Origin of the sequence: Fusibacter sp. A1 (assembly GCF_004125825.1) — a bacterium.
In the GTDB taxonomy this organism is placed as follows: domain Bacteria; phylum Bacillota; class Clostridia; order Peptostreptococcales; family Acidaminobacteraceae; genus QQWI01.
This window is the reverse complement of the sequence record NZ_QQWI01000014.1, coordinates 66207-91720: the sequence shown is the minus strand read 5'-3', so window position 1 is coordinate 91720 and position 25514 is coordinate 66207. Positions and strand designations below refer to the sequence as shown.

At 41.4% G+C, this 25514-nt stretch carries 19 protein-coding genes and 5 tRNA genes; 6 read left to right on the top strand and 18 right to left on the bottom strand.

The annotated features are described in order from the left end of the window. Nucleotides 1-522: 522 nt before the first annotated feature. From DWB64_RS17070 to hflX, 3 genes are read right to left on the bottom strand one after another with little or no spacing between them, the layout of a single operon-like run. A complete protein-coding gene (locus DWB64_RS17070; protein WP_129489434.1) occupies nt 523-924 on the bottom strand; it encodes a CoA-binding protein in 402 nt (133 codons plus the stop codon). Then, the gene (locus DWB64_RS17065) at nt 921-1574 is read right to left on the bottom strand and encodes a YigZ family protein (RefSeq protein ID WP_129489433.1); all 654 of its coding nucleotides are present in this window, start codon (nt 1572-1574) and stop codon (nt 921-923) included. Before DWB64_RS17065 ends, DWB64_RS17070 begins: the two co-directional genes overlap by 4 nt. Before the next feature lie 12 nt (nt 1575-1586). Continuing rightward, nucleotides 1587-2876, bottom strand: a complete 1290-nt coding sequence (gene hflX, locus DWB64_RS17060; RefSeq protein ID WP_129489432.1) for a GTPase HflX — start codon at nt 2874-2876, stop codon at nt 1587-1589. A gap of 231 nt (nt 2877-3107) precedes the next feature. On the opposite strand from hflX, the gene DWB64_RS17055 reads away from it, so the two are divergent. Then, the gene (locus DWB64_RS17055; protein ID WP_129489431.1) at nt 3108-6656 is read left to right on the top strand and encodes a transglycosylase domain-containing protein; all 3549 of its coding nucleotides are present in this window, start codon (nt 3108-3110) and stop codon (nt 6654-6656) included. A 35-nt stretch (nt 6657-6691) separates the two neighbouring features. Here the strand turns inward: DWB64_RS17055 and DWB64_RS17050 are convergent, their stop codons facing one another. Beyond that, nucleotides 6692-7288, bottom strand: coding sequence for a TerD family protein (locus DWB64_RS17050; protein ID WP_164980469.1), 597 nt, complete (start codon nt 7286-7288; stop codon nt 6692-6694). 172 nt (nt 7289-7460) lie between these two features. On the opposite strand from DWB64_RS17050, the gene DWB64_RS17045 reads away from it, so the two are divergent. Together DWB64_RS17045 and DWB64_RS17040 are read left to right on the top strand one after the other, a co-directional pair. Then, nucleotides 7461-9752 (top strand): YceG family protein, encoded by a 2292-nt coding sequence (locus DWB64_RS17045; RefSeq protein ID WP_129489429.1) that lies wholly within the window; start codon nt 7461-7463, stop codon nt 9750-9752. A gap of 35 nt (nt 9753-9787) precedes the next feature. Continuing rightward, complete coding sequence (locus DWB64_RS17040) at nt 9788-10885, top strand: toxic anion resistance protein (RefSeq protein ID WP_171831376.1); 1098 nt, start codon at nt 9788-9790, stop codon at nt 10883-10885. A gap of 40 nt (nt 10886-10925) precedes the next feature. Here DWB64_RS17040 and DWB64_RS17035 read toward each other — a convergent pair whose 3' ends face one another. Genes DWB64_RS17035 through DWB64_RS17025 form a run of 3 tightly spaced genes read right to left on the bottom strand, consistent with a single transcriptional unit; the run spans nt 10926 to nt 14441 of the window. Then, complete coding sequence (locus DWB64_RS17035) at nt 10926-12098, bottom strand: tetratricopeptide repeat protein (protein ID WP_164980468.1); 1173 nt, start codon at nt 12096-12098, stop codon at nt 10926-10928. Further along, nucleotides 12088-13278 (bottom strand): tRNA uracil 4-sulfurtransferase ThiI, encoded by a 1191-nt coding sequence (gene thiI / locus DWB64_RS17030; protein ID WP_129489426.1) that lies wholly within the window; start codon nt 13276-13278, stop codon nt 12088-12090. Before thiI ends, DWB64_RS17035 begins: the two co-directional genes overlap by 11 nt. Then, on the bottom strand, nt 13278-14441 hold the full coding sequence (locus tag DWB64_RS17025) for a cysteine desulfurase family protein (protein ID WP_129489425.1): 1164 nt from the start codon (nt 14439-14441) through the stop codon (nt 13278-13280). Before DWB64_RS17025 ends, thiI begins: the two co-directional genes overlap by 1 nt. 182 nt (nt 14442-14623) lie before the next feature. Between DWB64_RS17025 and DWB64_RS17020 the strand changes: the two genes are divergently transcribed. Further along, nucleotides 14624-15613, top strand: a complete 990-nt coding sequence (locus DWB64_RS17020) for an asparaginase (RefSeq protein WP_129489424.1) — start codon at nt 14624-14626, stop codon at nt 15611-15613. Nucleotides 15614-15762: 149 nt separating this feature from the next. On the opposite strand, the gene DWB64_RS17015 is transcribed toward DWB64_RS17020, so the two are convergent. After that, nucleotides 15763-16812 (bottom strand): HD-GYP domain-containing protein, encoded by a 1050-nt coding sequence (locus DWB64_RS17015; protein ID WP_129489423.1) that lies wholly within the window; start codon nt 16810-16812, stop codon nt 15763-15765. Nucleotides 16813-16968: 156 nt separating this feature from the next. Between DWB64_RS17015 and DWB64_RS17010 the strand changes: the two genes are divergently transcribed. Beyond that, nucleotides 16969-17916: a ribonuclease H-like domain-containing protein gene (locus DWB64_RS17010; protein ID WP_129489422.1), complete on the top strand. Its 948-nt coding sequence runs from the start codon at nt 16969-16971 to the stop codon at nt 17914-17916. Nucleotides 17917-18056: 140 nt separating this feature from the next. After that, complete coding sequence (locus tag DWB64_RS17005) at nt 18057-19382, top strand: FAD-dependent oxidoreductase (protein ID WP_129489421.1); 1326 nt, start codon at nt 18057-18059, stop codon at nt 19380-19382. A gap of 45 nt (nt 19383-19427) precedes the next feature. Here DWB64_RS17005 and DWB64_RS17000 read toward each other — a convergent pair whose 3' ends face one another. The 10 genes from DWB64_RS17000 to DWB64_RS16955 all read right to left on the bottom strand — a co-directional run bounded on the left by DWB64_RS17000 (nt 19428) and on the right by DWB64_RS16955 (nt 25478). Further along, the gene (locus tag DWB64_RS17000) at nt 19428-20282 is read right to left on the bottom strand and encodes a YitT family protein (RefSeq protein ID WP_129489420.1); all 855 of its coding nucleotides are present in this window, start codon (nt 20280-20282) and stop codon (nt 19428-19430) included. Between the two features lie 126 nt (nt 20283-20408). Continuing rightward, nucleotides 20409-21608 carry a polysaccharide biosynthesis C-terminal domain-containing protein gene (locus DWB64_RS16995; RefSeq protein ID WP_129489419.1) on the bottom strand — a complete coding sequence of 400 codons (1200 nt, stop codon included), beginning with the start codon at nt 21606-21608 and terminating at the stop codon, nt 20409-20411. 63 nt (nt 21609-21671) lie between these two features. Beyond that, nucleotides 21672-22502: an RNA methyltransferase gene (locus DWB64_RS16990; RefSeq protein ID WP_129489418.1), complete on the bottom strand. Its 831-nt coding sequence runs from the start codon at nt 22500-22502 to the stop codon at nt 21672-21674. A 137-nt stretch (nt 22503-22639) separates the two neighbouring features. Then, a tRNA-Thr gene (locus DWB64_RS16985) sits at nt 22640-22715 on the bottom strand. A 98-nt stretch (nt 22716-22813) separates the two neighbouring features. Continuing rightward, a tRNA-Asp gene (locus DWB64_RS16980) sits at nt 22814-22890 on the bottom strand. Nucleotides 22891-23022: 132 nt separating this feature from the next. Next, nucleotides 23023-23098 (bottom strand) — tRNA-Val (locus DWB64_RS16975). A gap of 129 nt (nt 23099-23227) precedes the next feature. Then, nucleotides 23228-23302, bottom strand: a tRNA-Glu gene (locus DWB64_RS16970). Between the two features lie 3 nt (nt 23303-23305). Beyond that, a tRNA-Met gene (locus DWB64_RS16965) sits at nt 23306-23381 on the bottom strand. A gap of 230 nt (nt 23382-23611) precedes the next feature. Then, a complete protein-coding gene (locus DWB64_RS16960; protein ID WP_129489417.1) occupies nt 23612-24520 on the bottom strand; it encodes a carbohydrate ABC transporter permease in 909 nt (302 codons plus the stop codon). Next, entirely contained in the window at nt 24513-25478 is a 966-nt protein-coding gene (locus tag DWB64_RS16955; protein ID WP_206736695.1) for a carbohydrate ABC transporter permease, read from the bottom strand. Before DWB64_RS16955 ends, DWB64_RS16960 begins: the two co-directional genes overlap by 8 nt. Nucleotides 25479-25514: the final 36 nt, after the last annotated feature.

The following is a 25514-nucleotide window of genomic DNA, read 5'->3' as shown; positions in this document are numbered from 1 at the left end:
AACTCTTAATTAAAATAGTTTGTTTAACGTCTAGCGTTAATTATTTGTGATTTTTTTTGGTGCTTTTCTTGCACTCTAATTATCCATTGTCGCTTTCCAACTCGCCTATCGTTTATACGGGGCGGCTCATTGGAAGCGGGTACATTGTTCAGTTGTCATGGTTCATTGATCGTGAATGTTTCTTATTCACGACGCCCCACCGGCCAGTTGAACGTAGTTTGTTCAACGAAGAGGTGATTAATTTTTCTTATTCGCAATTAAATTGTCTTGCCGCCATCAACGCTTTGTTTCGACGACTAGTACATAGTACCATCACTAGTCGACCTACGTCAACACCTTTTTTAAAAATTTTTATGCCTTTTTCGAAAGTAAAAATGTTTAAACCACACGCTACATTATATAGTGTTTTCCATAGTTTGCTCGTACAAGATATGAGGTCTATTTTCATTTGTACAGCATATCCAAATTGTGAGCACCAAACAAAAAAAGCCTTGAAGGCTTTTTGTTTTCATTTTGATTAACTTAAATCGGACAAAAAGGTAGTTCGCCAAGTTCGACCAACACACAGTATCCGTACACCACTTTTAAATCTAATGAACTTGCCTTTTGAATTACCTTGTCATTATATGCTCCAGGTTGGAACCAGACATATTTTATACCTTGATCGACCAAGTCATCTAGCAGATCATATGCTTTATCAGGACCAACCACTACGTTTACCACTTCGATCCCTGTAGTTTCTTTTATTGAAGGCTTGCATGCGATTCCATTGACTTCATCATACATTGGGTTTACAGGAACCACCTGATATCCGCATCGGTTAAGTCTGTCGAATATCTTATATCCAAATTTGGCAGTTGTTCTTGTCGCACCTACCACCGCCCATGATTTCAACTGTAGCATTTCATTTACTATCGCTTTCATGAAGACTCCTCCATCTTTTTAAATTCTCCGCTTATGATGCAGCCAAATACAATTTCATCCTTCAATAACGTAATCGAATTGGAAGTCAGATCGATCACATGATTCAGAATCTCATCCGCTTCTTCTGTAAGTGTATAAAATGACAGCACTACTTGATCTGTATAAAGTGTTTCTGTGATATAGGTTTCATACCCACTTAACAGATGCGAAATCTTGCCATGATAAGTATAATCAAATGAGCACTGAAAATATCGGTAGTCCGAGACATTTGCCAGTCCGGCTTTTTCAAATGCCGATTTTACAGCCTGGGTATATGCCCTTACAAGACCGCCAGTGCCTAATTTTATACCACCAAAGTATCTTGTGATCACGATACAGACATTTGTGATTCCTTCTTTTTTTATCATCTCGAGCACTGGAACACCTGCAGTACCGGATGGCTCGCCATCGTCACTATAGCGCTGCACTTCATACTTTTCACCTAGCACATAGCAAGGCACATTATGCCTTGCTTGCCAGTGTTCCTTTTTTATTTTCTCGATATAGGCTTTTGCATCTTCTTCTGTCGTGACAGGTAGTATATGGGCGATGAATCTTGATTTTTCTATTACAATCTCACTTTTTACTTCATTCAATATGGTTTTATACATAACTTTCGGTTCCTATTCAGTACGATATGATTCGAACTTCTCAAAATCCTTCGCATCGATTTCAACGTCAATCAGTGTTCCCTCTTCTTCGTAGGTGGTTTCAAATACTTTGGCATTTGATATGATTCGGTTTAAAACACTGCCTTCAGTGTAAGGAATAAGCATCTTCACACGTCTATGGCTTGTAAAGATACGTTTGTCAATTTCTTGAATCAGCTCTTCGAATCCTTCACCTGTCAACATTGAAGTCCAGATGTCGGCTCTTGGATAAAGTCTTTCCCCTTCAAGCAGATCCGCCTTGTTGAAGATGACAAGCTCATTATGCTCTTTCATTCCTACTTCTTTTAATGTCTTATCTGTTACATCCATTTGAAGTTCGTAGTTGGTATTCGACGCATCTACGACATGCACAAGCAAGTCCGCCTCGATGACTTCTTCGAGTGTGGCTTTGAACGCTTCGACAAGCGCATGTGGCAATTTACTTACAAAACCTACCGTATCGATCAATATGAAGGATTTATGATCGTCAAGATCAATTTTACGATGGTAAGTATCAAGGGTTGCAAATAGCATATCCTTCTCGAAAACTTGCTTATCTTCTGCTTCCGCATTGAATTTTTTTAAGAAGGCATTCATGACGGATGACTTGCCTGCATTGGTATATCCGACAAGCGCTACGATAGGCACTTCGTTTTTCTTACGCTGCTGTCTAGTAACCCCTCTATTGTCTGCCGCTTCTTGAAGTCTTCTTCTAATATCGGTTATCTTATCATTGACACGTCTTCTATCAATTTCAAGTTTTTGCTCACCGGGACCTCTTGTTCCTATACCGCCTCCTGTTTTTGACATGGTTGAGCCAAGACCTTTGAGTCTTGGTAAACGATATTTATGCTGTGCCAGTTCGACCTGCAGTTTCGCAATTTTTGATTGAGCTCTAAGTGCGAATATATCTAGAATCAAAGCCGTTCTATCGATTACTCGTACGCCTAGCATTTCTTCAAGATTTCTTATCTGTGCTCCGCTTAGTTCATCATTGAAGATCACCAAATTGGCGTCTTCTGTTACAACTGCTAATCGGACTTCTTCTACTTTACCCTTACCGATATAGGTGGCAGCTTCAATAGTTTGCTTGTTTTGAACGATTGTCATCGCAACTTCTGCGCCAGCCGCACTAGTTAGTTCCGCTAGCTCCTGCATTGACTCCTCTATGGCTATTTCTCCACGAATTCCCCTATCAAGTCCGACAAGGATCGCTACTTGTTTTTCTTCTATTACTAGTTCACTTTCTTTTATCTGGTTCATATCTTTACCTCTCATTCCTATAGCAAAGCAATTTTCACTACCACTCCATTATACACTTATCCCATTTATTATTGAAAAGTAATTTTGAATTGAATCGTTTTTTCTCATTTTGCTTGACAATTTGATTACAATTATAAGATATTAAATTCAGTCAATTAACAGAATTATAATGATGTGTTATGATAGGATAGATAAAATTGCACTACAACCTAAGGAGGGTTATAACCAGTTATGGGTCAACAGAAGAAAACAAAAACTAAAACAAAGCAAAAAAAGAAAGGCCGGTTGGGCCGGATTCTTCTATATACGTTTTTCACACTGTTCATTCTCGGATTAATCGGAGCGGGAGCCGCCTTTCAAATTATCAAGACGATTATCGCGGATACAGAACCGATTGCTGAATACAACATTGAAAAACTACTTGAAGAAAACTCAGTCATCTACGACATGAACGGCGATTTGATTGAAAAGGTTCAGGATGGTGGGGTTCGTACGATCATCGCATATGACGAGATCGACGAGGATATCATCAATGCCTTTGTCGGCGTTGAGGACAAGACCTTCTTCGAACACAGCGGGTTCAACTATATCCGTCTTGTCGGCGCTGTTTTTGAAGCGGTTACAAAGGGTGAATCACCTTCTGGTACCTCTACCATCACCCAGCAGTACGCCCGAAACATGTACCTGACAGATACGAGGTTTACCAAGGGTCAGGCAGGTTACGTTAGAAAGATCAAAGAAGCCTATTATACGATCGATATTGAAAAACACTTGAGCAAGGAGCAGATTTTATCTTCTTACCTGAACACGATCGAACTTGGTGCAAACGTTCAGGGAATTCAAGCAGCGACTCAGAGATATTTCTCAAAAGACGCTAACGATGTGGATTATATCGAAGCTGCAGTTCTTGCTGGTATTCCAAAAGGCAATTCCAAGTACTCACCTTTTACTATTAAGCGCAACGAAGATGTTATAGATACGGATATCGTACTCGGAGAGCATTCTGAAGAGTATACGATCATCTTCAATGAGAAAATGCTAATCCGTTTCCAAACAGTTGTAGGCGTGATGAAAAACAACGGTATCATCACTCAAGACGAGTATGATTACGCGATTGAATATGCAACCTCACATGACATTGTAGAAAGATTCCATCCCGGTAAGTTTAGAAATGAGGATATCTCCTCTTATTTTGCAGACATGGTCAAGGACGATGTGGTCGAGGCTTTGATGGATGAAAAGAACATTTCTGAGGATGAGGCAAAAAGGTATCTATACGGTGGTGGTTTAAAGATCTATTCCACCCTTGATATGTCTATGCAGCGTACTTTAGAGAAGGCTTACAATGCAAATGACTTTGATAATAAGTTTGATCAGGCGACAAAACGCGCAGTCGTCGCTTTCCAAAAGAAATATGACTTGGGTACGGACGGGATCGTAGGACCTAATACGCTCAACAAGCTTGCAGAGCTTGATTTGATAGTGCGCGACGAGTTTACTAAGGATGTTTATAAGGACGGAATGGTCGATGACGAGGTACTGTTGCTTAAGTACGCCTTAGAAAAGGACGGTCTACTCTTTAAGAGCAATGAAAACCTACCGACCATCGAAGTGTACCGCGATTCCAATCGTAATATTCTGCAGTTGCTAAAAGATGACGATGACAAAGTTGTCGGTTCAAAAATCAGCATGAACGACCTTGATGCGATTGTGAATGAGAATGAGGAATTAGTGGTACAGCCGAAGGATTTCTTCTTTGACGACAATGGCAATCTGGTACTTAGAAAAAACAGAGCGTTCAATTTCTACAGCGCTAATGATTCTGATGGAAACAAGATAGGTGTCCAAATTCTTCTCAAGGATGCATATCGTTCAGATCCTACGCTTGAACGCGTACTGATCGGTGCTAGAAGTCATTATGCTGAACAAGTCAGCATTCAGGAGCTTTATATTTTCAAAGGAAAATCTGTAAAGGTCGATTATGATCAAACAAGTTACGATAAGAGCGACAATGCAGTGATCAGTAAGACATTTTTAACTAGTAATCCTGAGTTTTATACTGTAGCCCCTACTGGCGAATTGTTGATTGACAAGACTTATTACTCGATTGCAGATACAGGCATCATTCAGCCGCAATCAGCCATGGTCATCATCGATTACCACACAGGCGAGTTACGATCGATCATCGGTGGCCGTAATGTTACTGGTCAGAGAATATTCAATAGGGCTATACAACCTAGACAACCTGGTTCATCAATGAAACCGATCGGTGTATATCTACCGGCACTTGATAACGGGTATACGACCTCTACAGTTTTTGATGACGTACCTAGATATGATAATAGCGGCAAACTTTGGCCGTTCAACTGGTACAGCAGCTATGAGTACAGCTACAGGGGAATCATGACGATGCGCGAGGCGCTTGAACAGTCTGTCAACGTCATTCCTGTAAAGATTCTCGAAGCCATGGGAGTAGAGACTTCGATTCCTTACTTGAAGAAGCTTGGAATCTCTACACTTGTTGAAAGCGGTCCGACAAACGACGTCAACCTATCAGCCCTCGCACTTGGTGGTATGTCAGTCGGTGTCACACCATTCGATATCACAAGCGCTTACGGTGCGATTGCAAATGGTGGTGTTAGAAACGAGACCATCACATTTACTAAAGTATATGACAAGTACGGCACGCTAATCATCGACAATACACCCGAACAGACCTATGTTGTGGATGACAAAGTCGCATTCCTGATGCATGATATGATGCAAAGTGGCGCGACAACAGGGCTTGCCAAAACAGCTGCGCTTAGACCAGGTAACTTAGGGATACCTATCGCCGGTAAGACTGGTACGACATCCAGCAAGCACGATGCGTGGTTTGTTGGATATACCCCTTACTATGTGGCAGGCATGTGGATAGGAAACGACGTACAAGTTCCACTTTCACAGGGTTCCACAGTTGCTGCGAAGTTTTGGAGCACGATCATGAAGGATATCCACTCGGATCTTCCTGATAAGAACTTTAAAACAGCAGATGAGATGGGCCTTATCACGATGACCGTGGATAATAAATCAGGTAAGATACCTACCCCGCTAAGCTATGCGGATCCGCAGGATGGATATAGCACGATCATCAGGGAGATTTTCATTCCCGGTACTCAGCCTACTGAAAAGGATGATGTGCACGTAGAAGTGACCATCTGTACCGATAGCGGTCGCCTTGCGACGCCGTATTGTCCGGAAAGCACACATAGGACTGTCGTGAAGCGTTTAAGGCTTGACGAGGGATATGACCCTTATTTGAATCTTGAAGAAGGAGAATCTCCAATTCCTATCATGGATGATCTGTATACGATACCAAGAAGTTATCTTACACCTTCTGAAGATGTCGATTACTCGATTTTCGCAAACGATCCTAAATCGCCATATTGTTTTATCCATGTCGGAGTTGAACGAACAGCTGATACGACAGCACTTCTACTTGAAGGGGTCAACACCTTCTTAAGGGAGGATCAGCAAAGAATCATTACTGATTCAATCATCATCACAACAATCCACAAGCAAAACTATGCGGTGGATGCGGGTTCGAGAATCAATGCCCAAGGTACAATCGTTTCACTTAACAACGATGTAATCTATCCTTGGCAGATAGCAGGTGTCGCTCTGAATCCAGACGGACCGATCTATCAACCAATTGATACTCCTATCGTTCCTGATTTTCCAGGAACAGAACCTATTGTTCCACCACTTACAACAGAGCCAAACGATACAAACAATCAATAAAGCAAAAGGCGGTACGAATATTCGTACCGCCTTTCTTATCTGTATCTGTCGACAACTCTTGATATGGAGCAGTCGTTGGTTCCATCACCGATTGCCGAAAAGCGCCATGAACCGCCAGCAAGTTTGAGTTCTGCGACTATTAAAGCCGTGTTCCCGTAATACTCTTCTGATAGATTGTAGTTGATAATTTCTTTCATGCTTTTCATGTCGACAATTCGTATAGATGCCTTTTTCAATCTTCCGAAATGCTGTTTCTTGTTCTCACAGCCGTATAGACTGACAATGAAAACGATCTTCTTAACTTTATCGGATAACCTGTTCAGGTCGATTGTTATCCTCTCTTTGTCACCGTCTCCTTTTCCATCCACTTTGTCACCCTGGTGGATAATCGCTCCGTCAGGGCTTACAAGATTTCCGTAGTAGACGACATGTGATCTGTCGATCAATCGGTCATTTTCGTCCAGCATGATCACAGAGGCATCGCAATCGAGCTCCCCTTTATTAAACAACTTCGCCAGAATCCCGTAATTCTCATCTATCGAATCCCATCCCAGCCCTACTTGCAAGATGGAAAGCTTGTCACTTTCCTTATTTAGATTGACGTGTTGACCACGTTTTAATTGAATTGGCATGAGACACCTCTTTTCCATATGACTTATCTTCATTCTGATTATACCCTTATCATACTGTCTTTAATTTAGAGTTGAATTAGAGTTTACTTAAATTTTTCAGAATGCTGACTGAATTATCTTTTTTTAATCTATAATAGTTTATAAGAAGACCTTGTATAGATTAGGAGTTCCTATGACAAATGATAATTTTAGCACATCCAACCGCAGTGATGTTACAAGTAGTCATTTAGTGATACCTACTAAGAGTGTTTCTGGGTGGATGAATCACTTTGAAGATCCAAGTCCTTCAGTTTACTCATCAGATATGATCATCTGCAGGGGTTATGGACCATATGTCCATCAGCTGATCCTTAAAAATCGCCATGTGGAGTTTATTCAGCTGAGCAATGAAATTCCAAATCGTTCAAAAGATACGATCTACCCCTTTTCACAGCCGCTTGCAAGCACTCAATTTTTCGAATATTTCAGTCTACATGGAATGGAATATTCACAAGCTTTTCTCTTAAACGTTGTTTCTATTTTTGAAGTCATTATCAATCATCAAGGCTACGAGTTCGATAAGCATCCCACTCAGATAACAAATTTGATCAACAAAATCCTTTTTTGGTTCGTCAAGCTGATACACGACCGAACATTGAGTGAGAACAACGAGCTGAAAACATTTTGCTTTGTAGGACCGGCAAGCAGGCATGAGCAATTATACCTTTATTTTTTACAGCAGCTGGGACTTCATGTGATTCTGATCGATTATGACAATCAAACAACACTTACCCTTGATAAATCTCTATATACAGAGTTTAGGTTCAAAGAGAGCGACTCACCTTTTACACTCTTGGAACACGATAAGAATAACAGCGCTATTACTATGCAAATCGAGTCCAATGTGACGTGTGCGGATCTTGATTCTAGTTTATGGTTCAAGCCTACAAGCAGAAAAACTCAAAGAATTGGCACAAAATTTGTGATCAGCAATCTCGGACTGCACAAGATAGGCTACCCTGGGGATTATCATCTATATCAGTTGCAATGTCTTGATTTTATCAATAATTTGAAGAATGAACGCACGGTTTTAAAATATGAGAATTCAATGGTCCACCGTTCAGATGTTCATTCGCTCACCATGGTTAGATCCTTATTTGAACTTCATGAGAGCGATGATTACCCCATAAGCGGATTTATCCAAAGTTTACGTGCCGCGAAAATGTTTCACGCCTTTTCAAACGACTTTGAGAATACCTTGCTGATCAACCTCGAAAGGCTTGGAGCCATGCTGGAGGCCGACATTGCGCTATTAAAATACTGCGTCGTCGACTGTGTTTATCGTTTTATCACAGATATCTGCAAGGCTTATGCCCCTCTTGACCTAGACTCAGCTATATGGGATCTGCCAGTTGTGTTGATAAGATGCGATCTTACACCAGAACTCGAGTTTTTCATCACCTGGCTTTACCAGTGTGGTTTTGATTGTATGATTCTCCATACCTATGGGGATACATCGTCAATCGACTGGCATGGCGATCGATTTGAAACAATACCCAAACTCACGCATTTACATCGCACTCCACTGGAAGTTTTGCCTGTGGTTTCAAAAAAACACATTCGCGAGACAGTTGCGCTTCAAGCGTCCGGTGAGTTTTCCAATTATATCACTGGTGAATCGACAGGTTATTATAAGCCATGGCAACTGGATGATTTTGTTTTGCAACCGGTACAATTGAAATCCACCATTGACGAGCTCTTGATCCTATGGTCGGAACAGGCAAGGATCAGACCAGGATTTCAGGTTGCTGAACATTCAGTTGTTTCGCCTAAATTCACTGTAAAACTAAGCGGTGTAAGCCCAAGTCTTGAGGAGTACGCTACTATGATTTGGCCGCTCATCAGATCAAAGCACACTGTGGTCTATACACATATTCCGCTAAATCAGACACCACCGTCTCATAGCGATCTACATTTCGCATCAGAAATTCTAAAATCTACAGAATCCATCGATAAACGCCTGATAGATTCACCACTTTTCAGCTACGCGCATCTTAGAGAAAACGTTCAGAACCACCTTCTTCGATGCATCAAAGAAATTTTGAACAATCAAGGTCCGATTGTGGTTCCCGATGCTATCAAAGCCCAGGCGCTGGCGGTGATGCTCAGGTTGCCTGACGAGCTTGTCCGCCTGGCTCAAGGATTCGATAAACCATTTGACATTCCAAAGGTAGTCATTCTGGATTGCGACAAGCACCTTTTTTCAACTTATGACCACTATACGCTTGCGATGATCCACCAGATGGGATTTGATTTACTGATCATATCACCCACAGGTTATTCCAATATCGAACATGTTTTTAATGCGGATTGCTTCCAAACACATCACTTTGAAACAGTTTCATATGATTTGAGTTATGATGAGATTTGCCTAATGATCAAGAAAAGCAAGAAGCGTACAATCAGTAACTTGTTTAAGAAATAATACGCCAACCACATGAAATGAAAAAGGAGGATACTATGCCCAAAGAACTGCAAGTCCTAGACGAGAAAGATTTCGATTTTGACGCCGGCGAAACGACCAAGGTTGTGGAAGAGCGCGTGAAGAACGCCCCCGAGGTTGTTTCAATCTCTAGGCAACTCGACATAAAGAGCGCAGAATCGATTATGACTTTCGGTGGAGAAACAGCCGCTGAAATTTCTAAGTTCGCCGATCAGATTTTAGCGAACATGAAGTCAACAAACGTTGAGGATTCGGGAATGTTATTGATGCAGCTCAATAAAATCATGAGCAAATTCGATTCACATGATTTTGAAGAGAAGAAAAAAGGATTCTTCGATAAGATGTTTTCAAATGCAAAAAATTCGATTGAAAACCTGTTGAAGAAATACGAGTCCATGGGTGGAGAAGTCGACAAAGTCTACGGTCAATTGAAAACGTACGAGAAGGAAATCTTGACTTCCAACGACATGCTTGACAATATGTTCGTAAAAAATATGGAATACTATGAAATTCTTCAAAAGTATATCTACGCTGGCCAGATGGCCCTTGAACATCTTAAGGAGAACGATATTAAAGCACTGGAGCTTAAAGTCGCTCAAGGCACCGACCAGATCGACCAGGTTAACCTTAACAACCTGCTACAGGCGGTTGAAATGGTGGAGCAACGCATTTACGATCTAGAACTTGCTAAAAACGTCGCTCTGCAGTCATTGCCTCAAATCAAGCTTATTCAGCGCGGAAACTACAATTTGATGAGAAAAATCAATTCAGCCTTTATCGTTACACTCCCTATTTTTAAACAAAGCCTGACTCAAGCGATCGCCCTTAAACGACAAGGTATTCAAGCTCAAGCGATGGCCGCACTCGACCAGAAGACCAATGAACTGCTCTTGAAGAATGCTCAGAATACGGCAATGCAATCAAAACTCACCGCCCAACTGGCTAGCGGAAGTTCGATCGACGTGGAAACACTCGAGCAAACTTGGAAGATGATTGTGGACGGTATAGAGGAGACGAAAAGAATTCAGGAAGAAGCAAAACAGAATCGACTTGACGGTGTCAAACGTCTTGAACAGATTCAGGATGAATTTCAATCTAAGACGAAGTTAATTTAAAAAACGACTCAACCGATCATACGGTTGAGTCGTTTTGCTATTACTCTGTAATTGTAAATCTACCAGTGCTGACAGATGTATCTTCAATGAGAATTTCAACTTCAAACTCACCGGTCTTCCATAAGGCATCTCCACTACCGATTCCCCAGAAGAAAGAACCGTCAACTGATTCCTTTTCAATCGTCAGATAGTCGCTGGAGTCACTAACGATAGTTCCGTTTTCATCCCTATAGATGGCTCTGACAAGCATAGGATGTGAATTTTTAAGAGGTGTCACCTCATAATTTAGATTCCAATAGATAAATCTTGCTTCAGATTGCTTAAATGTCGTCTGGGCGGATGCAGGTACTTCCACCACCGAATCGTCACCTTCAAAGAAGGTCAGATTAAATTCAGATAGACTGACCTTTTCAAAGAGATAATCCCTTGTAAAACCAAGTCGTTTGTATAGTTCATCTAATCCTGCATACTCACTTCGTTCTAAAATGGACAGGGTCTCATCTCGTAAAAAGTCTTGTCCGCTCAAATGAAATGCGATCACTTTAAGTTCATAGAGGTATAGATTGTCCGACCCCAGATTGATTGCATTGTCTATTTCATTAATCATCGCATTCAAATCCATAAATTTATAATGGAAAAATGCCATGAATTCATGATAAAGGTAGTTCTCAGGTTCAATTTGATTTGCTTGACTGAGCCACTCATAAGCTTCCGCCTGCTTACCCAATTGCGTGTATGCGTCACCCATATAAGCGCTGGTGTGGAAGGACAAGGCAATATCCTGAGCCAAACTGAAAGAGGCGATCGCCTGATCATACTCACCGGAAAAATAATAGGACATTCCGATTGTGTGGAGCGCCTGTCTTTTTAGACCTTCATCCTTGGATAACTCAGCGACTTTTGTCATCTCAGCAATCGCTAAGTCATAATCGCCGGAATCGAACGCTTGTACTGCGATTTCATAGTGGTAACTCTCTTCAGGAACTTCAACAACTTGAGTGTTCCCATTGTCTCTAACTTGATAACTCAGTAATCCAAGACCGGTTGCGCCAACTAGGACAATACCAGCTAAAACCAACAGCATCGTCTTTACAGGAATGCTGACTTCTTTTTCATTAGCTTTCTTTGCTTTTTTTACTGGTTGTTTTGCACCACAAGCCTGGCATTTTTTTTTACCTGCTTCAAGTTCGATACCACATGAATTACATTTCATAAGATTCTTCCCCTTTAACAATAATGATCTCCATCGATTCAATCGCATCATTTATAAGTTTCTCTTTATCCAACAAAGCTTCAGATGCTCTAATTATATCAACTTTTGGTTTTGTAACTACTCTATCAGGTAGGAAAACAGTACAGCAGTCTTCAAAAGGTAAAATGGAGGTTTCATAAGTGTCAATTTTTTTTGCGATGTCCATGATATCGACTTTGTCCATCGAAATAAGAGGCCTGAATACCGGAAGATGTGTAGCATCTGTCGTGACATTGATCCCCTCTATTGTTTGAGAAGCGACTTGTCCTAGACTTTCCCCGGTTACAAGTGCTTTGCAATCTCTATCTTCGGCGATTTTTGTCGCAATTGCCATCATAAACCTTCTAGACAGAATTGTCATTTCCTCACTCGGACACTTTTTACCTATTTGCTTTTGGATATCAAGGAGATTTACCGAATGAATTCTGACTCTGCCAGTGTATACAGCTAATTTACGCGCAAGTTCATAGACTTTTTCTTGCGCCCTTTCGCTTGTAAATGGATAGCTATGGAAATGGACCGCTTCAATTTCTAATCCTCTACGCGCCATCATGAATGCCGCAACCGGACTGTCGATACCGCCAGAAAGTAAAAGCATGGCTCTTCCAGCTGTCTTATAGGGCATACCGCCCTGACATTTGATCACATCTGTATAGACATAAGTCTTTTCTCTGATTTCGATTTGAACCGTCACATCAGGATTCCTAACATTAACCGCAACCCCATCGCAACTCTTTAAAATATCTCCACCGATAATCCTGGAAATTTCAGGAGATTGAGGTTTAAAGCCTTTGTTAGGTCTTCTTGTCTCAACTTTAAAGGATACAGGACCTCGTTTTGCAACGATATCCTTCATTTGATTGATTGCCACTTCAGCAATTGCCTCCATGTCGTTTGCAACTACTTCAGCAGGTGAATACGAGACGATTCCGAACACCTTTTTTATCGCTTCTGTGACTTCCGTGTGGTTCTCTGGAAGATACTTGACGAACATTCTGCCATGCTCCTTGGTGACAACTGAACCTTCAATATTTTTCAGTCCAGATTTTATGTTTCTCATCAGACGAGATTCAAAAAAATTACGGTTCGCACCTTTTAAGGCGATTTCGCCATATCTTATTACCAACAAATTCTGTTCCATTAAAACCTCCGCCCTGTTACCGCCTGTAGTTCGGGTAACACCTTATCCAAAGTCATTATCAAATGATTTACTTCTTCTTCTGTTGTCAACTTCGACATGCTGATCCGTATCGCTCCATCGATAAATTCCTGTTTTGCGCCGATTGCCGATAGCACATGAGATACCTTCAACTGCTTGTTCGTTGAACAAGCCGAACCTGAAGACACCATGATGCCGTACTTTTCGAGTGTATGGAGCAACACTTCGGCTTTTAGATGCTTGAATGCCACATCAATGATATGGGGTACAGATTTCTCCAGCTGAGGAGTATAGACCCTGCATGAATCACCGTAGTCCTCAAAATAAGATCTGATCTTGATGCTAAACTCACTTATTTTTTGTCTAGAACTCTCAAAGTCCGCATAAACCATATCGATCGCTTTTGCCATTCCGACGATTCCAGCCGTGTTATGCGTACCTGATCGTTGATTGGATTCCTGACCGCCACCGATCATGTACGCTTTGGGAAGTCGTCCAGATCTAGCGTAGATGAATCCAACACCCTTTGGTCCGTGACACTTATGGGCGGCAGCGGTAAAAAAGTCCAAAGGTAGACTAGTAAAGTTCAATTTCAGTTTACCGAGCGCTTGTGTCCCGTCGCTATGAAAATAACCTTGATAATCAGAAGACTTCAGAACCGCTCCCAGGTCCGCTATAGGCTGGATCGATCCGAGTTCATTGTTGACCATCATTATGCTCACAAGCTGAGTATCGGGTCTAAGTGCCGATTTCAGACTTTCCTGCATTACAATCCCCTCTTGGTTTACGGGGAGATATGTCACTTCAAACCCTTCGGATTCAAGCAGCTCAAAGCAGTTTAAAACCGATGGATGTTCGATAGTTGTAGTAATTAGATGCTTGCCGAATTTTGCGCGATCCCTTGCGATTCCAAGTATCACCGTATTGTTTCCTTCGGTTCCTCCAGAAGTAAATATGATTTGCTCAGGTTTAGCGCCTAATCTTTTCGCAATCAATCCTCGAGCGCTTTTTACACCCTTTTCAGCATTCAAACCCATCCTATGCAGCGAAGATGGATTTCCATAGTTTTCCGTCATATACTTCAACGTCAATTCCGCAACCTCATCGATGACTTTAGTTGTTGCGGCATTGTCAAAATAAATCATAGTTACACCTCTTTTCAATGTCAAACAGTATTATTATACCTTAAATCTCTGAGAAAAACCATCCGATTACCCGTTAAACTCCACAAAGGAAACTATTACAAAAATGAAGTTACACTTTAATCCTTATCCTGTTATAATTATTAAGGAAAACGTATACATAAGAAGCAATTGGAGGTTTGACCATGTTAAAAAAAATCGCTGTTGTCTTTACTGGAGGAACCATCTCTATGAAAGTCGACCCCAGAATCTCTGCAGCAATACCTGCAATGTCCTCAGAAGAAATCATGTCCATGGTGACAAATATCGATAAGCTGGCTGAGATTGAAATAGTTAGTTTTTCAAGACTTCCTGGTCCTCAGATGACACCGAAAAAAATGCATGAGTTAAGAGCTGTCGTACTTGGTCTGATTGCAAGAGATGATATTTCAGGTGTGGTGATCACACACGGTACGGATTCGCTTGAAGAAACAGCTTATTATTTGGATTTATCCATAAACACTCCAAAACCGATTGTCATGGTAGCAGCGATGAGAAACGGATCCGAGCTTGGTTACGACGGTCCATCGAATCTTTCTGCGGCTATCTGTACTGCGACCAGCGACAAATCTCGTATGAAAGGTGTGCTTATCGTACTCAACAACGAAGTAAACGCTGCCAGCGAAACGACAAAAACACACACGATGTCGCTTGATACGTTTAAAAGCTTGGAATTCGGACCTCTTGGAATCGTAGACAACGACCAAGTGATTTATTATAGAAACATCACCAAACACCAGCATATCGAAGTCGACACCTTGGAAGAGAACGTCCATTTGATAAAAACCGCAGTCGGTATGGATTCACTAGTCATTGATTTCTTAATTGACAAAGGCGCCAAAGGATTTGTCATCGAGGCGATGGGCCGAGGCAATATTCCACCAGAAATGATGTCAGGTATCGGAAGAGCCTTGGAGCTCAATATTCCTGTAGTCATCGTTTCTAGATGTCCAATGGGTAGGGTTTTAGGCAGTTATGGCTACGACGGCGGCGGAAAGCAGCTACATGACTTAGGTGCGATATTCGGCTGCAACCTAAACGGCCAGAAAGCCCGTATCAAGCTGATGCTTGCCAAAGCCTTCACAGATGATATGAACCAGATCAAACTACTGTTTGAAAACGGTTATTATGAATAATTCAGAATGATCAAACCTGAGCCGTCTTACGATTATTCAGGTTTCAACCACAAAAAACCAGCACGCTTACGTATGTGATGAACATCGTAGTGCTGGTTTTTTTTATTAATTCAATTTGATGATTAAAGACGATATTCAAATAAAGGCTATCAACTTTTAACTTCGACGATCTGAAGTCTATAGTCTTTTGAAAGATCGATAAAATCCGAAGTGAGTTTGATCAAAGGGCGAGTAATTGCAAATGGATTGACCATGATTACCTCTCCTATGTCTCCAGTATTAAGTAGCACTCTGTTTCCAACAAAAAACTTCGAGATGTTTTGAATGAACAAGGTGACGATCTTCACGTCAAGATGATCATAACTCAGCCTAGAAAGTTCTTCGGCAACTTCAAATGCGGATAACTTGGCCCTGTAGCACCTATCCGTCGTCATCGCATCAAAAATATCCGCGACTGCGATGATTCTGGCAAACTCATGGATCGCATCACCGCGTAGCCCGTTCGGATATCCGTTTCCATCAATTCGTTCGTGATGCTGCAAGATTCCTTTTAAGATATCTAGATTGTCGTTGCCACTTTCGGTCAAGATGGAAAATCCAAGTAAGGCATGTGTTTTCATGATTTCAAATTCATTATCCTCAAGACGTGAGGGCTTGTTTAAAATTTCACTCGGAACTTTGCACTTTCCAAGATCATGGAGCAGTCCGGCAACTGACAGTAGTTTAAGTTTCTCCTCGTCATACCCCATCCACTTTCCAATCATACTGGAAATCAGACTGACATTGATGGAGTGTTTGAATGTATATTCATCATTGATCTCAATGGATCGTAGGCTTCCCAAAATATCATTGTCGTTAAGAATTCCTTCTACGAGTGGCTCAAGAGATTTCTTGACTTCATCGATAGCGATCCGGGACCCGAAACGCACCTTAGTATAGATGTTCTTAAATGTTTCAAGCGTATGCTTGAATTCCTTATTGAATGACTTAACGGCTTTAACAGGTAAGTCTATTCCAGCCTCCGAGCTAGGCTTATCGACAACCACATAGACAAAGGTCACGTTGAGATTTTCAAGCAGTCTGATATGTCTACCCTTTAGCTCTGTCCCAGTATTCAGGTAGATGACTCCCTCTTCATTGATTATGTCTTCAGCAAGGGTCATACCTTCTACTATTTGATCGATGGCAATGAGATTCATACGTTTCTCCTTAATAATTTTAATCGGTATATGAACAGGTGGATTGAATGACTCGTACCATCCAATCACGTGCTTACCTTGCTAAACTTTTACAAAGACGATATTATTATAACATAACTACTAGAGAAGGAGATAGGTCTAGAGCCTTATACGCATATGATTGTTGTAAAAAAAAATTACCCAAAACCCGATATACAAGTTACCTTTCCTATCTTGGATAATGTGCAGACCGTGTTTCTCGATATTGAAACGACGGGCTTTCATAGAACCTACACCTACGTCATGCTTATCGGTGTGATGGCGGTACGCGAGAGCGATTTGGAACTGATCCAATGGTTTGCCCAGGGGCCGGACGATGAACCCGAGCTTTTAAACGCACTTGACGAGTACTTAAGAGAACCTTGCCATATCATCACCTTCAACGGCGATCGATTTGACCGTCCCTATTTGGAAGCCAGAACCAAACATCACTTGCTTCCCTATCAGTACACAAAGCATATGTGGACTGATTTGCTGAGTTGGGCTAAGCACATAGAACTAGACACGTTAGAGAACAGAAAACTGAAGACTATTGAAAGTCTACTCGGCATCAATAGGACTGATACGATCAGCGGAAAGGAAAGCATTGAGGACTACAAGCTTTATTTGAAGTCTCCCGACGATGCACTGCTAAAAAAAATACTGCTCCACAATGCGGATGACATCGTCAATATGTATCCGCTTTGGCGGCTTTATCAGTACCTCGCCCCCAAGGACCAGCTATCGCTTACACCTAGACTAAGCATGAACCGCCAATTTATATATGTTCTGAAAATCGATGGGCATCGTATATGCATCAACGGCTTGTCTGATCACCCTCTAAAAAGCTATACCTCATTTGGTGATCATGAGATTGTAACTAGCGACCATCAATTCTCTATCAATCTATTGACGGTTAAGCTTCCCCATCCACGTATGGATGTTCTTCTTGTCCATCTGCCAACACTCGAACAGGTCCTACATGTCAGAATAAAGCCTAAAAATTGTCAAGTAATTATCAACGATATGCTTCAACTGGCAAACATAGAGGAAATCATACTTGAGATACTAAAAACAGTCCAATAGGGCTGTTTATTTCTTTTTCAGCGACCACTGTGAAAATAAACTTCAATAAAATAGTTCAAATGATATTGATTTTCATGAACATCGTGTTATAATAATATCAAAGTTGAAATCATTACAAACGAACATTGGAGGAAACACCTATGAAAATCGCAGTTATCGGTTGTACACATGCAGGCACCGCCGCAATACTCAATGCGGCTAAATTATATCCAGAGGCACAAATCACAGTCTATGAGCGAAATGACAATATTTCGTTCTTGTCTTGCGGGATTGCTCTATATGTAGGAGGCGTTGTAAAGGATTCTGACGGCCTTTTCTACTGCTCCCCTGAGAAGTTACGGGAACTTGGAGTCGTAACCCACATGAGACATGATGTGCTTCAGATCGATACGGATGCAAAAACACTACAGGCAAAAAACTTGATTTCCGGCGAACTTGTCGATGACTCTTACGACAAGCTGATTCTCACGACGGGATCATGGCCTATCGTTCCAAAATTTGAGGGAATCGAACTTGATAACATCCTTCTGTCTAAGAATTTCCATCACTCAAACGATATCATCGAAAAATCAAAATCAGCAAAACATATCACAGTGATAGGCGCAGGCTATATCGGTGTTGAACTAGTTGAAGCATTTGAAATGAACGGTAAAGAGGTAACCTTGATCGATGCCCAGGACCGAATCATGTCAAGGTATCTCGACCCTGAGTACACAGCCGTAGCAGAGAAGGCATTTGAAGATCATGGCATCCAATTGGCGCTAGGCGAGAAGGTGGTTCGATTCGAAGGCACCGACGGTAAAGTGTCCAAAGTTGTCACCGACCGTTCAGAGGTAGATACTGATCTTGTGATCCTTTGCATCGGATTCAAACCGAATACGGAGCTTGTCAAGGGTCAAGTAGACACGATGGACAATGGCGCCATCATAGTGGACGAGTACATGAGAACCTCCAAGGAAGATGTGTATGCCGCTGGCGATAGCTGTGCGATCATCTATAATCCTACTGGCAAACCTGGTTACATGCCGCTTGCCACAAACGCTGTGAGAATGGGTACCCTTGTGGCCAGAAATCTAATGGGTCCTACTACAAGGTATATGGGTACACAAGGTACGTCAGGCATCAAAATCTATGAGCATAATATCGCCTCAACAGGGCTTACAGAACTTGCAGCGCTTTCCGAAGGCTTTTCTATTGAGACAGTGACCGTGGTAGAAAACCACAGGCCGGAGTTTATGCCGACCTATGATGAAGTCAAAGTCAAGCTGGTCTATGAAAAAGAATCTAGAAGAATTCTTGGAGCACAGATTATCTCCACTGCGGACCTCACACAATCCATCAATACGATCAGCGTGTGCATTCAAAATAAAATGACTGTCGATGAGCTGGCATTTGTCGATTTCTTCTTCCAGCCTCATTACAATAAACCATGGAACTTGCTCAACGCGGCAGGCCTTAGCGCTTAAGTTCCCTAACACTAAAAAAACGCTCCTATGAGCGTTTTTTCTTTGTTATTGATTAAGATATTGATTGAATCCCTCACCCAAGACTTCATGTATGAATCCGACTGAAAGGAAGGCCTGAGGGTCAATCGTCTTGATGTATTGCTTTAATCTGATATATTCCTTTTTATTGAGGATTGTCTGAACCACTTGTTTTTTCGTACCGGAGTAACCCCCATGCGCTTCATAGATCGTTGTACTTCTATCAAGAACTTCGAGTACAAAGTCATTGATCAACTCATATTCATTACTGATGACGACCACATTCAATTTCATCTCAAATCCTGCGATTACGCGGTCTATGACAAGCCCGTTCATCACAATCCCTACAAGCGCCCAAAGTCCTAAGGCGAATCCGAAGGCAAGTCCTGCAAAAATCGCCACTGCAAAATCCGCAAGAAGCAGCGCCTTGCCGATGTCCATATGAGTAAACTTATTGATGATTTTAGCGATAATATCCGTACCGCCTGTGGAAGCGTTCTGATAAAAGATGAGTCCCATTCCAATCCCTTGGATCACGATTCCAAAAAGAAGGTTTAACAAAATGTCATCGACCATCGGTCCGTTCATCGGAATCAAGAGGTCAAATAGGTAAATCATACCCGAAAGTGCGAAGCTTGAATATAGCGTGTATCCAGTGAATTCCTTGCCCAGAATAAGCAGTGCCAGGATAAACAACATTATGTTGAATCCCATCATGATCACTCCAATCGGAATCTGAGGCAGATAATGATTGATCACCATTGCAAGACCAGTGATGCCACCTACCGCAAGATCCGCCGCGATCAAGAAGAAATGAAGGCCGATTGCCATTACAAGTAATCCCAGATTGATTAGTAGAAACTGTTTGATATTTTTTTTCATGTCCATTCTCCTGTTGTTAATAGTACCTTGTATCCAACCATATCACGCCTTTACAGCTAATTCAACTCCGTTTGGTATTAACTCTTATTCATATTTGAAAATGGAGCTGTATGCATCCTCGTGGCGCTAGATGATATAGAACACTTTGGCATCGAGAATTTTTTTTACAACGAAAAAACCGATGATATTGATAAACACAGTCGAAGCCATACTTGCTAAGGCGGCCCCGTCAATCCCCATTGGTGGAATCAAAAGATAGTTAAGCGTGATATTGATCAAGGCAGATGCCAGAATCGAAATCAATCTAATCTTTTGGTGCCCGGTCATCAGCACAATATACCAGACACTGCCCACACTAGCATTGACGAGTTGTCCTATTCCTCGATAGATGAGTACGTTTTTCGCCACCAGATATTCCACACCATAAAGGGAGAGTATCGGTTTCCATAAGAGTAGGATGATAAGAATTGTGATACTCGATAAGACAAAAAGATACCTTGTGATGCGTTCGTAAAGTCGTCTGACTTCCGGCAGATTACCTTCATGGTACAGTTTAGAGACCAACGGAGGAAATACCGTATTGACGATTCTTAGAAAGAAGGATGGAAGTTGCGCCAGTTCAGTCGCAACCTTATATAAGCCCACATCAGCCTTGGTCATCATCGCCTCGATCATGACGATGTCGATATAAGCGATAAGCAGCGACATCACTCCGCCCAAGATCACTGTAAGCGAGTAGAAAACAAACTCTGTTTTAAGTTCAAACCCACCAAACATACTTCTGTTCTGATAAGCATAAAATGCTGTTGAAAGAATGGCCGATAAGTAGGTCGCGATGACAATGTTAAGTTCTGTCGGTCCAAATCTCAGATATAGGATGTAGGAGATTAGGATCGTCATACAAATCCCTACGAATGATTTGATAAGAAAAAAACTTTTTATATGATGTCTCGCCCTATAGATGCTAAAAAAGAGTTGCTCCGCGGAAAGCAGCCATACAAGCCCCAAATAAGGGCTCAGTGTTCTGGGCATAAACAAGTGGATGATAAGCATGGCCAATGCGGAGGTAAACACATTTAGGACAAAACTGGAAGTCACATACCGGTTGCCAGTCTTGGGTATGTAATACAGCAACCCGACATCCATCCCCAAGTTTGCCATAAAAAGCGCTATCGAGATGATCGTGATTCCATAAACATAACTGCCATAGGTCTCAACACCGTAAATTCTGCTGATGACCATGGGGAAAATCAAATTGAGTCCGAACATTAAAACATTACCGATCAATGATTCGATCAGTTTTTCTTTAAAATTGGCAAGTTGCATAGTCACCTCTTCAGTCCATTCTTCATGAAAAAAGTCCTACCGCGTTGATAGAACCTTCTCATATCAGATACCTTTACGTCTTTGTCTATCGATTTCATACAACATCATAGATGCCGCACAAGCAACATTGAATGATGTGATACGTCCATACATCGGAATCTTGACCATGACATCACAGAGCTCTGTGAAGTTGTGGCTCAGCCCAAGTGTCTCATTGCCGACAAGAAGCATAGTGGGATGTGTAAAGATCGCGTCATCCACCATCATGTCAGTAGCAGATGTCGAACCCACAACCTGAAAGTCCTGAAGCTGCTCTTTGACATTATCAATCCACTCATGCACCTCTTGAAAAGAGGATGCTCTAACCACTGGAACAGAAAACATTGTTCCCAAACTGGCTCTGATCGTCTTCACATCATATAAGTCGACTCCATGACCTGATAGGATCACTCCGTCTACTCCAAGTCCTTCGCACGACCTCAGTAGCGTTCCTAAGTTACCATGATTGGAAGGCCTATCGAAAAGAACGATGAGCGCATCCTTTTTTAGCGGTATTCTATCATAGCTGTCCTGCGGTATCTCAACAAGAGCTAGAATCTCTGAATAATCCTCGTTCTTATCACTCAGATCAAGCATCAGTTCATGTTTAAGCTCGTAATGGATTGTAGCTTTAGAGGTTGCTAAGATGTCCTTTGCCCAATCCGAAAGAGGCTGTTCCATCGCATAGATGAACGCGTTTATCTTCCAGCCGTTAGCGACGATATTATTGATCGACTTGGCACCCTCTACAAAAAACTCGCCATATTTACTTCGTTTTTTTCTATTGTTCTTGATTACTTCGATATGTTGATAGTCATTGTTCTTCGTATGAATCTTAACAGTCTGTGGTTTCATCAACTACTCGCTTTCATTATCTATTATCATCAATCGCCGATTATGTATTTTGCTTAACAAACAATAGAATAACACAAAATCAGTGCAAAAACCAAAAAAACATCACTTGAAGTGATGTTTAAATTATGTCGAATAAATGGAGCCGATGATGGGACTCGAACCCGCGACCTATTGATTACAAGTCAATTGCTCTACCAATTGAGCTACATCGGCGTAAGGTGATTTCATCGCTGTGCGATGACCATTTTTTATTTCGCCGCTCTCAGCACCTGAAGTACAAGCTGCTTGCCGCTCTGAAACAAAAAATTAATTGGCGATCCGGAAGGGATTCGAACCCTCGACCTCCAGCGTGACAGGCTGGCGTTCTAACCAGCTGAACTACCGGACCGCTTATTGATGAATTCCGCACTAGGTGCGAAAGACATTAATGTAAGTTCACAAGCAAGCTTGTGACCGTTTTATTTTGCCTCGCTTCTCGGTAGTACTTACGTACACCTGCCGCTGCAAAATAAAACTACTTTGGTGGGAACAATAGGGATCGAACCTATGACATCTTGCTTGTAAGGCAAGCGCTCTCCCAGCTGAGCTATGCTCCCAGATTGAATTTCCGTGCTAGGCACGAAAGACATTGATGTGATCTCGTCAAAATCGACGACCGTTTGTTTATTGCCTCGGCTTTCGGTGTTCAGAATCGAACACCTATCGCCTGCAATAAAAAACTGATTTGGTGACCCCTAGGGGAATCGAACCCCTGTTACCGCCGTGAAAGGGCGGTGTCTTGACCGCTTGACCAAGGGGCCATGTGGTTGCGGGAACAGGATTCGAACCTGTGACCTTTGGGTTATGAGCCCAACGAGCTACCAACTGCTCCATCCCGCGATATACATGATTTGACTGACGGTTTAAGAATTATACTGTCAAACAAATGTCGTGACGACAAGTAATATCTTATCATAGGAATACATAGGAGTCAAGCGATATTGCATTTTTTTTGAATAACTCGCCAATATGCTCTTTACGGTCATAAAACTCCTTTGGGATAAGTCTGCAAAAGCGAAAAAACATCTCTACTGAGATGCCTTTTCGCTTTTACTTTCGCATTGCGTTAACTAACCCTTTACAGCACCTGCAGAAATATTTTCAATCAGGTATTTCGATGCAAAGATAAAGACAATTACAATCGGTACGATCGAAATTGCAAAGCCTAGGTAGATCGCGCCTTGATTTTGATGCCAGATTCTTAGTGCCTTAAGCGATGAGATCACCATAGGCAGTGTCTCATTGGCTTTAGAACTTAGTATTACCCTAGCGCTTAGGTAGTTGTTCCAAGAACCGATAAATGTGAATATCGACATCGTGGCAACGCCTGGAGCCATAAGTGGCAATCCAATTCTATGAAAAATAAAGAGTTCACCTGCACCATCGATCCTTGCAGACTCGATAAGCTCCTTACTTAGTGCAGAACTGATATAAGCCCTTAAGAAGAACACAGTACCGATTGAAGCCACTGCTGGAATGATTAAAGCGGCATGAGTATCCATTAAACCAATTTGAGTCATCCACTTTACATACCCTAAGAATGCCAACTGACTTGGAATCATCATAAATACAAGAATGATACCAAACAGCACATTTTTACCCTTAAAATCATACATGTGAAATCCATATGCCGTCAGCGCGGAGAAATAACCCGATAAGAATGTCACTAGTGTAGCAATCTTAAGCGAGTTTAAAAAGCCCCGTACAATATCTACGTTATCAGTCAATATCCTATAGTTTTCCATCAGACTTGAACCTGGGAAAATAGTGATACCTTGTGTTGAAATAGCCATTCCATCACGGGTTGCGTTAATAATTACAATCCAGAATGGAATAATTGAAATCACTACTAGCGCAGCTAAAAAAGTATATACTATCGAGAAAATGATGAACTTCTTTCTTTTTCTTGCTTTTGCCGAACGTAGATTTTGTCTTTTTAGTTCTTCAAAATCTATCTCTTGACGTATTTCATTACTCATTGTTAGCACTTCCTTTCGATGACATAAGTTTTTTCTTTCTTTCCTTATTTACCTTACGCCTTTCAAGGAATTCCCTGATTTCATTTCGATTTGTCATCACTGTGAATACCACTGTGAATGTCATAATTAGGATAAATAATGCAAAAGATAGTGCGGATGCATAACCATAATTCTTATAAACAAATGCCATATTATAGATATAGACAATCATCGTGTTTAAACTACCTTCTGGGAACCCTCGACCATCTGTGATCAAGAATGGAATATCAAACAATTGCAAACCACCTATTAACCCAGTAATCATGACATACATCAAAATAGGCTTTATAGAAGGAAGCGTGATGTTTTTTAGGACCTGAAATCTTCCTGCACCATCTATGGCAGCCGCTTCATACGTTTCTTTACTCACCGCTTGAACCGATGCCATGAAAAGAATGAATGAGTTACCAAACCACATCCAAGTTTGAATACCCGATACACTCATCTGAGCGAGTATTGGCTTTGTCAACCAGCCTATGGATTCATTAATCCAACCGATACTGAATAGGAACTGATTTAAAACACCATAGTCCTTATCTAGTAACTTTACAAAAACCAGTGCGATTGTTGCTGCCGCAATCAAGTTCGGCAAATAGAAAATAACTCTGAAAAAACCTAACCCCTTTACCTTGTACTTGATATCTGAGAACACCATAACAAGCAATAGTGCTAAAAAGACTTGGAAAACAATATTCACACCCCAGATTTTAATCGTATTCATGAATGCGTCAACGACGTTGGGATCTTTGAATATCAACATAAAGTTTTCAGCGCCTATAAATAACTTAGGACCATAACCCTTATATCTTGTCATAGAAAGATATAAGGTAAAGAAAATTGGATATGCATTAAATAGGAAGAATACAAGGAAAAATGGAGATATAAATAGGTATCCAACTCTGTCTTTAATTTTTTTCATATTAAACCTCCAAAGCAAAAGTAGACATATTGTCTA

Bases quoted from the DNA above. Each gene is read 5' to 3' on its own strand.
- DWB64_RS17070 (WP_129489434.1), bottom strand. From the start codon at position 924: ATGAAAGCGATAGTAAATGAAATGCTACAGTTGAAATCATGGGCGGTG.
- DWB64_RS17065 (WP_129489433.1), bottom strand. From the start codon at position 1,574: ATGTATAAAACCATATTGAATGAAGTAAAAAGTGAGATTGTAATAGAA.
- hflX (WP_129489432.1), bottom strand. From the start codon at position 2,876: ATGAACCAGATAAAAGAAAGTGAACTAGTAATAGAAGAAAAACAAGTA.
- DWB64_RS17055 (WP_129489431.1), top strand. From the start codon at position 3,108: ATGGGTCAACAGAAGAAAACAAAAACTAAAACAAAGCAAAAAAAGAAA.
- DWB64_RS17050 (WP_164980469.1), bottom strand. From the start codon at position 7,288: ATGCCAATTCAATTAAAACGTGGTCAACACGTCAATCTAAATAAGGAA.
- DWB64_RS17045 (WP_129489429.1), top strand. From the start codon at position 7,461: ATGACAAATGATAATTTTAGCACATCCAACCGCAGTGATGTTACAAGT.
- DWB64_RS17040 (WP_171831376.1), top strand. From the start codon at position 9,788: ATGCCCAAAGAACTGCAAGTCCTAGACGAGAAAGATTTCGATTTTGAC.
- DWB64_RS17035 (WP_164980468.1), bottom strand. From the start codon at position 12,098: ATGAAATGTAATTCATGTGGTATCGAACTTGAAGCAGGTAAAAAAAAA.
- thiI (WP_129489426.1), bottom strand. From the start codon at position 13,278: ATGGAACAGAATTTGTTGGTAATAAGATATGGCGAAATCGCCTTAAAA.
- DWB64_RS17025 (WP_129489425.1), bottom strand. From the start codon at position 14,441: ATGATTTATTTTGACAATGCCGCAACAACTAAAGTCATCGATGAGGTT.
- DWB64_RS17020 (WP_129489424.1), top strand. From the start codon at position 14,624: ATGTTAAAAAAAATCGCTGTTGTCTTTACTGGAGGAACCATCTCTATG.
- DWB64_RS17015 (WP_129489423.1), bottom strand. From the start codon at position 16,812: ATGAATCTCATTGCCATCGATCAAATAGTAGAAGGTATGACCCTTGCT.
- DWB64_RS17010 (WP_129489422.1), top strand. From the start codon at position 16,969: ATGATTGTTGTAAAAAAAAATTACCCAAAACCCGATATACAAGTTACC.
- DWB64_RS17005 (WP_129489421.1), top strand. From the start codon at position 18,057: ATGAAAATCGCAGTTATCGGTTGTACACATGCAGGCACCGCCGCAATA.
- DWB64_RS17000 (WP_129489420.1), bottom strand. From the start codon at position 20,282: ATGAAAAAAAATATCAAACAGTTTCTACTAATCAATCTGGGATTACTT.
- DWB64_RS16995 (WP_129489419.1), bottom strand. From the start codon at position 21,608: ATGCAACTTGCCAATTTTAAAGAAAAACTGATCGAATCATTGATCGGT.
- DWB64_RS16990 (WP_129489418.1), bottom strand. From the start codon at position 22,502: ATGAAACCACAGACTGTTAAGATTCATACGAAGAACAATGACTATCAA.
- DWB64_RS16960 (WP_129489417.1), bottom strand. From the start codon at position 24,520: ATGAGTAATGAAATACGTCAAGAGATAGATTTTGAAGAACTAAAAAGA.
- DWB64_RS16955 (WP_206736695.1), bottom strand. From the start codon at position 25,478: ATGAAAAAAATTAAAGACAGAGTTGGATACCTATTTATATCTCCATTT.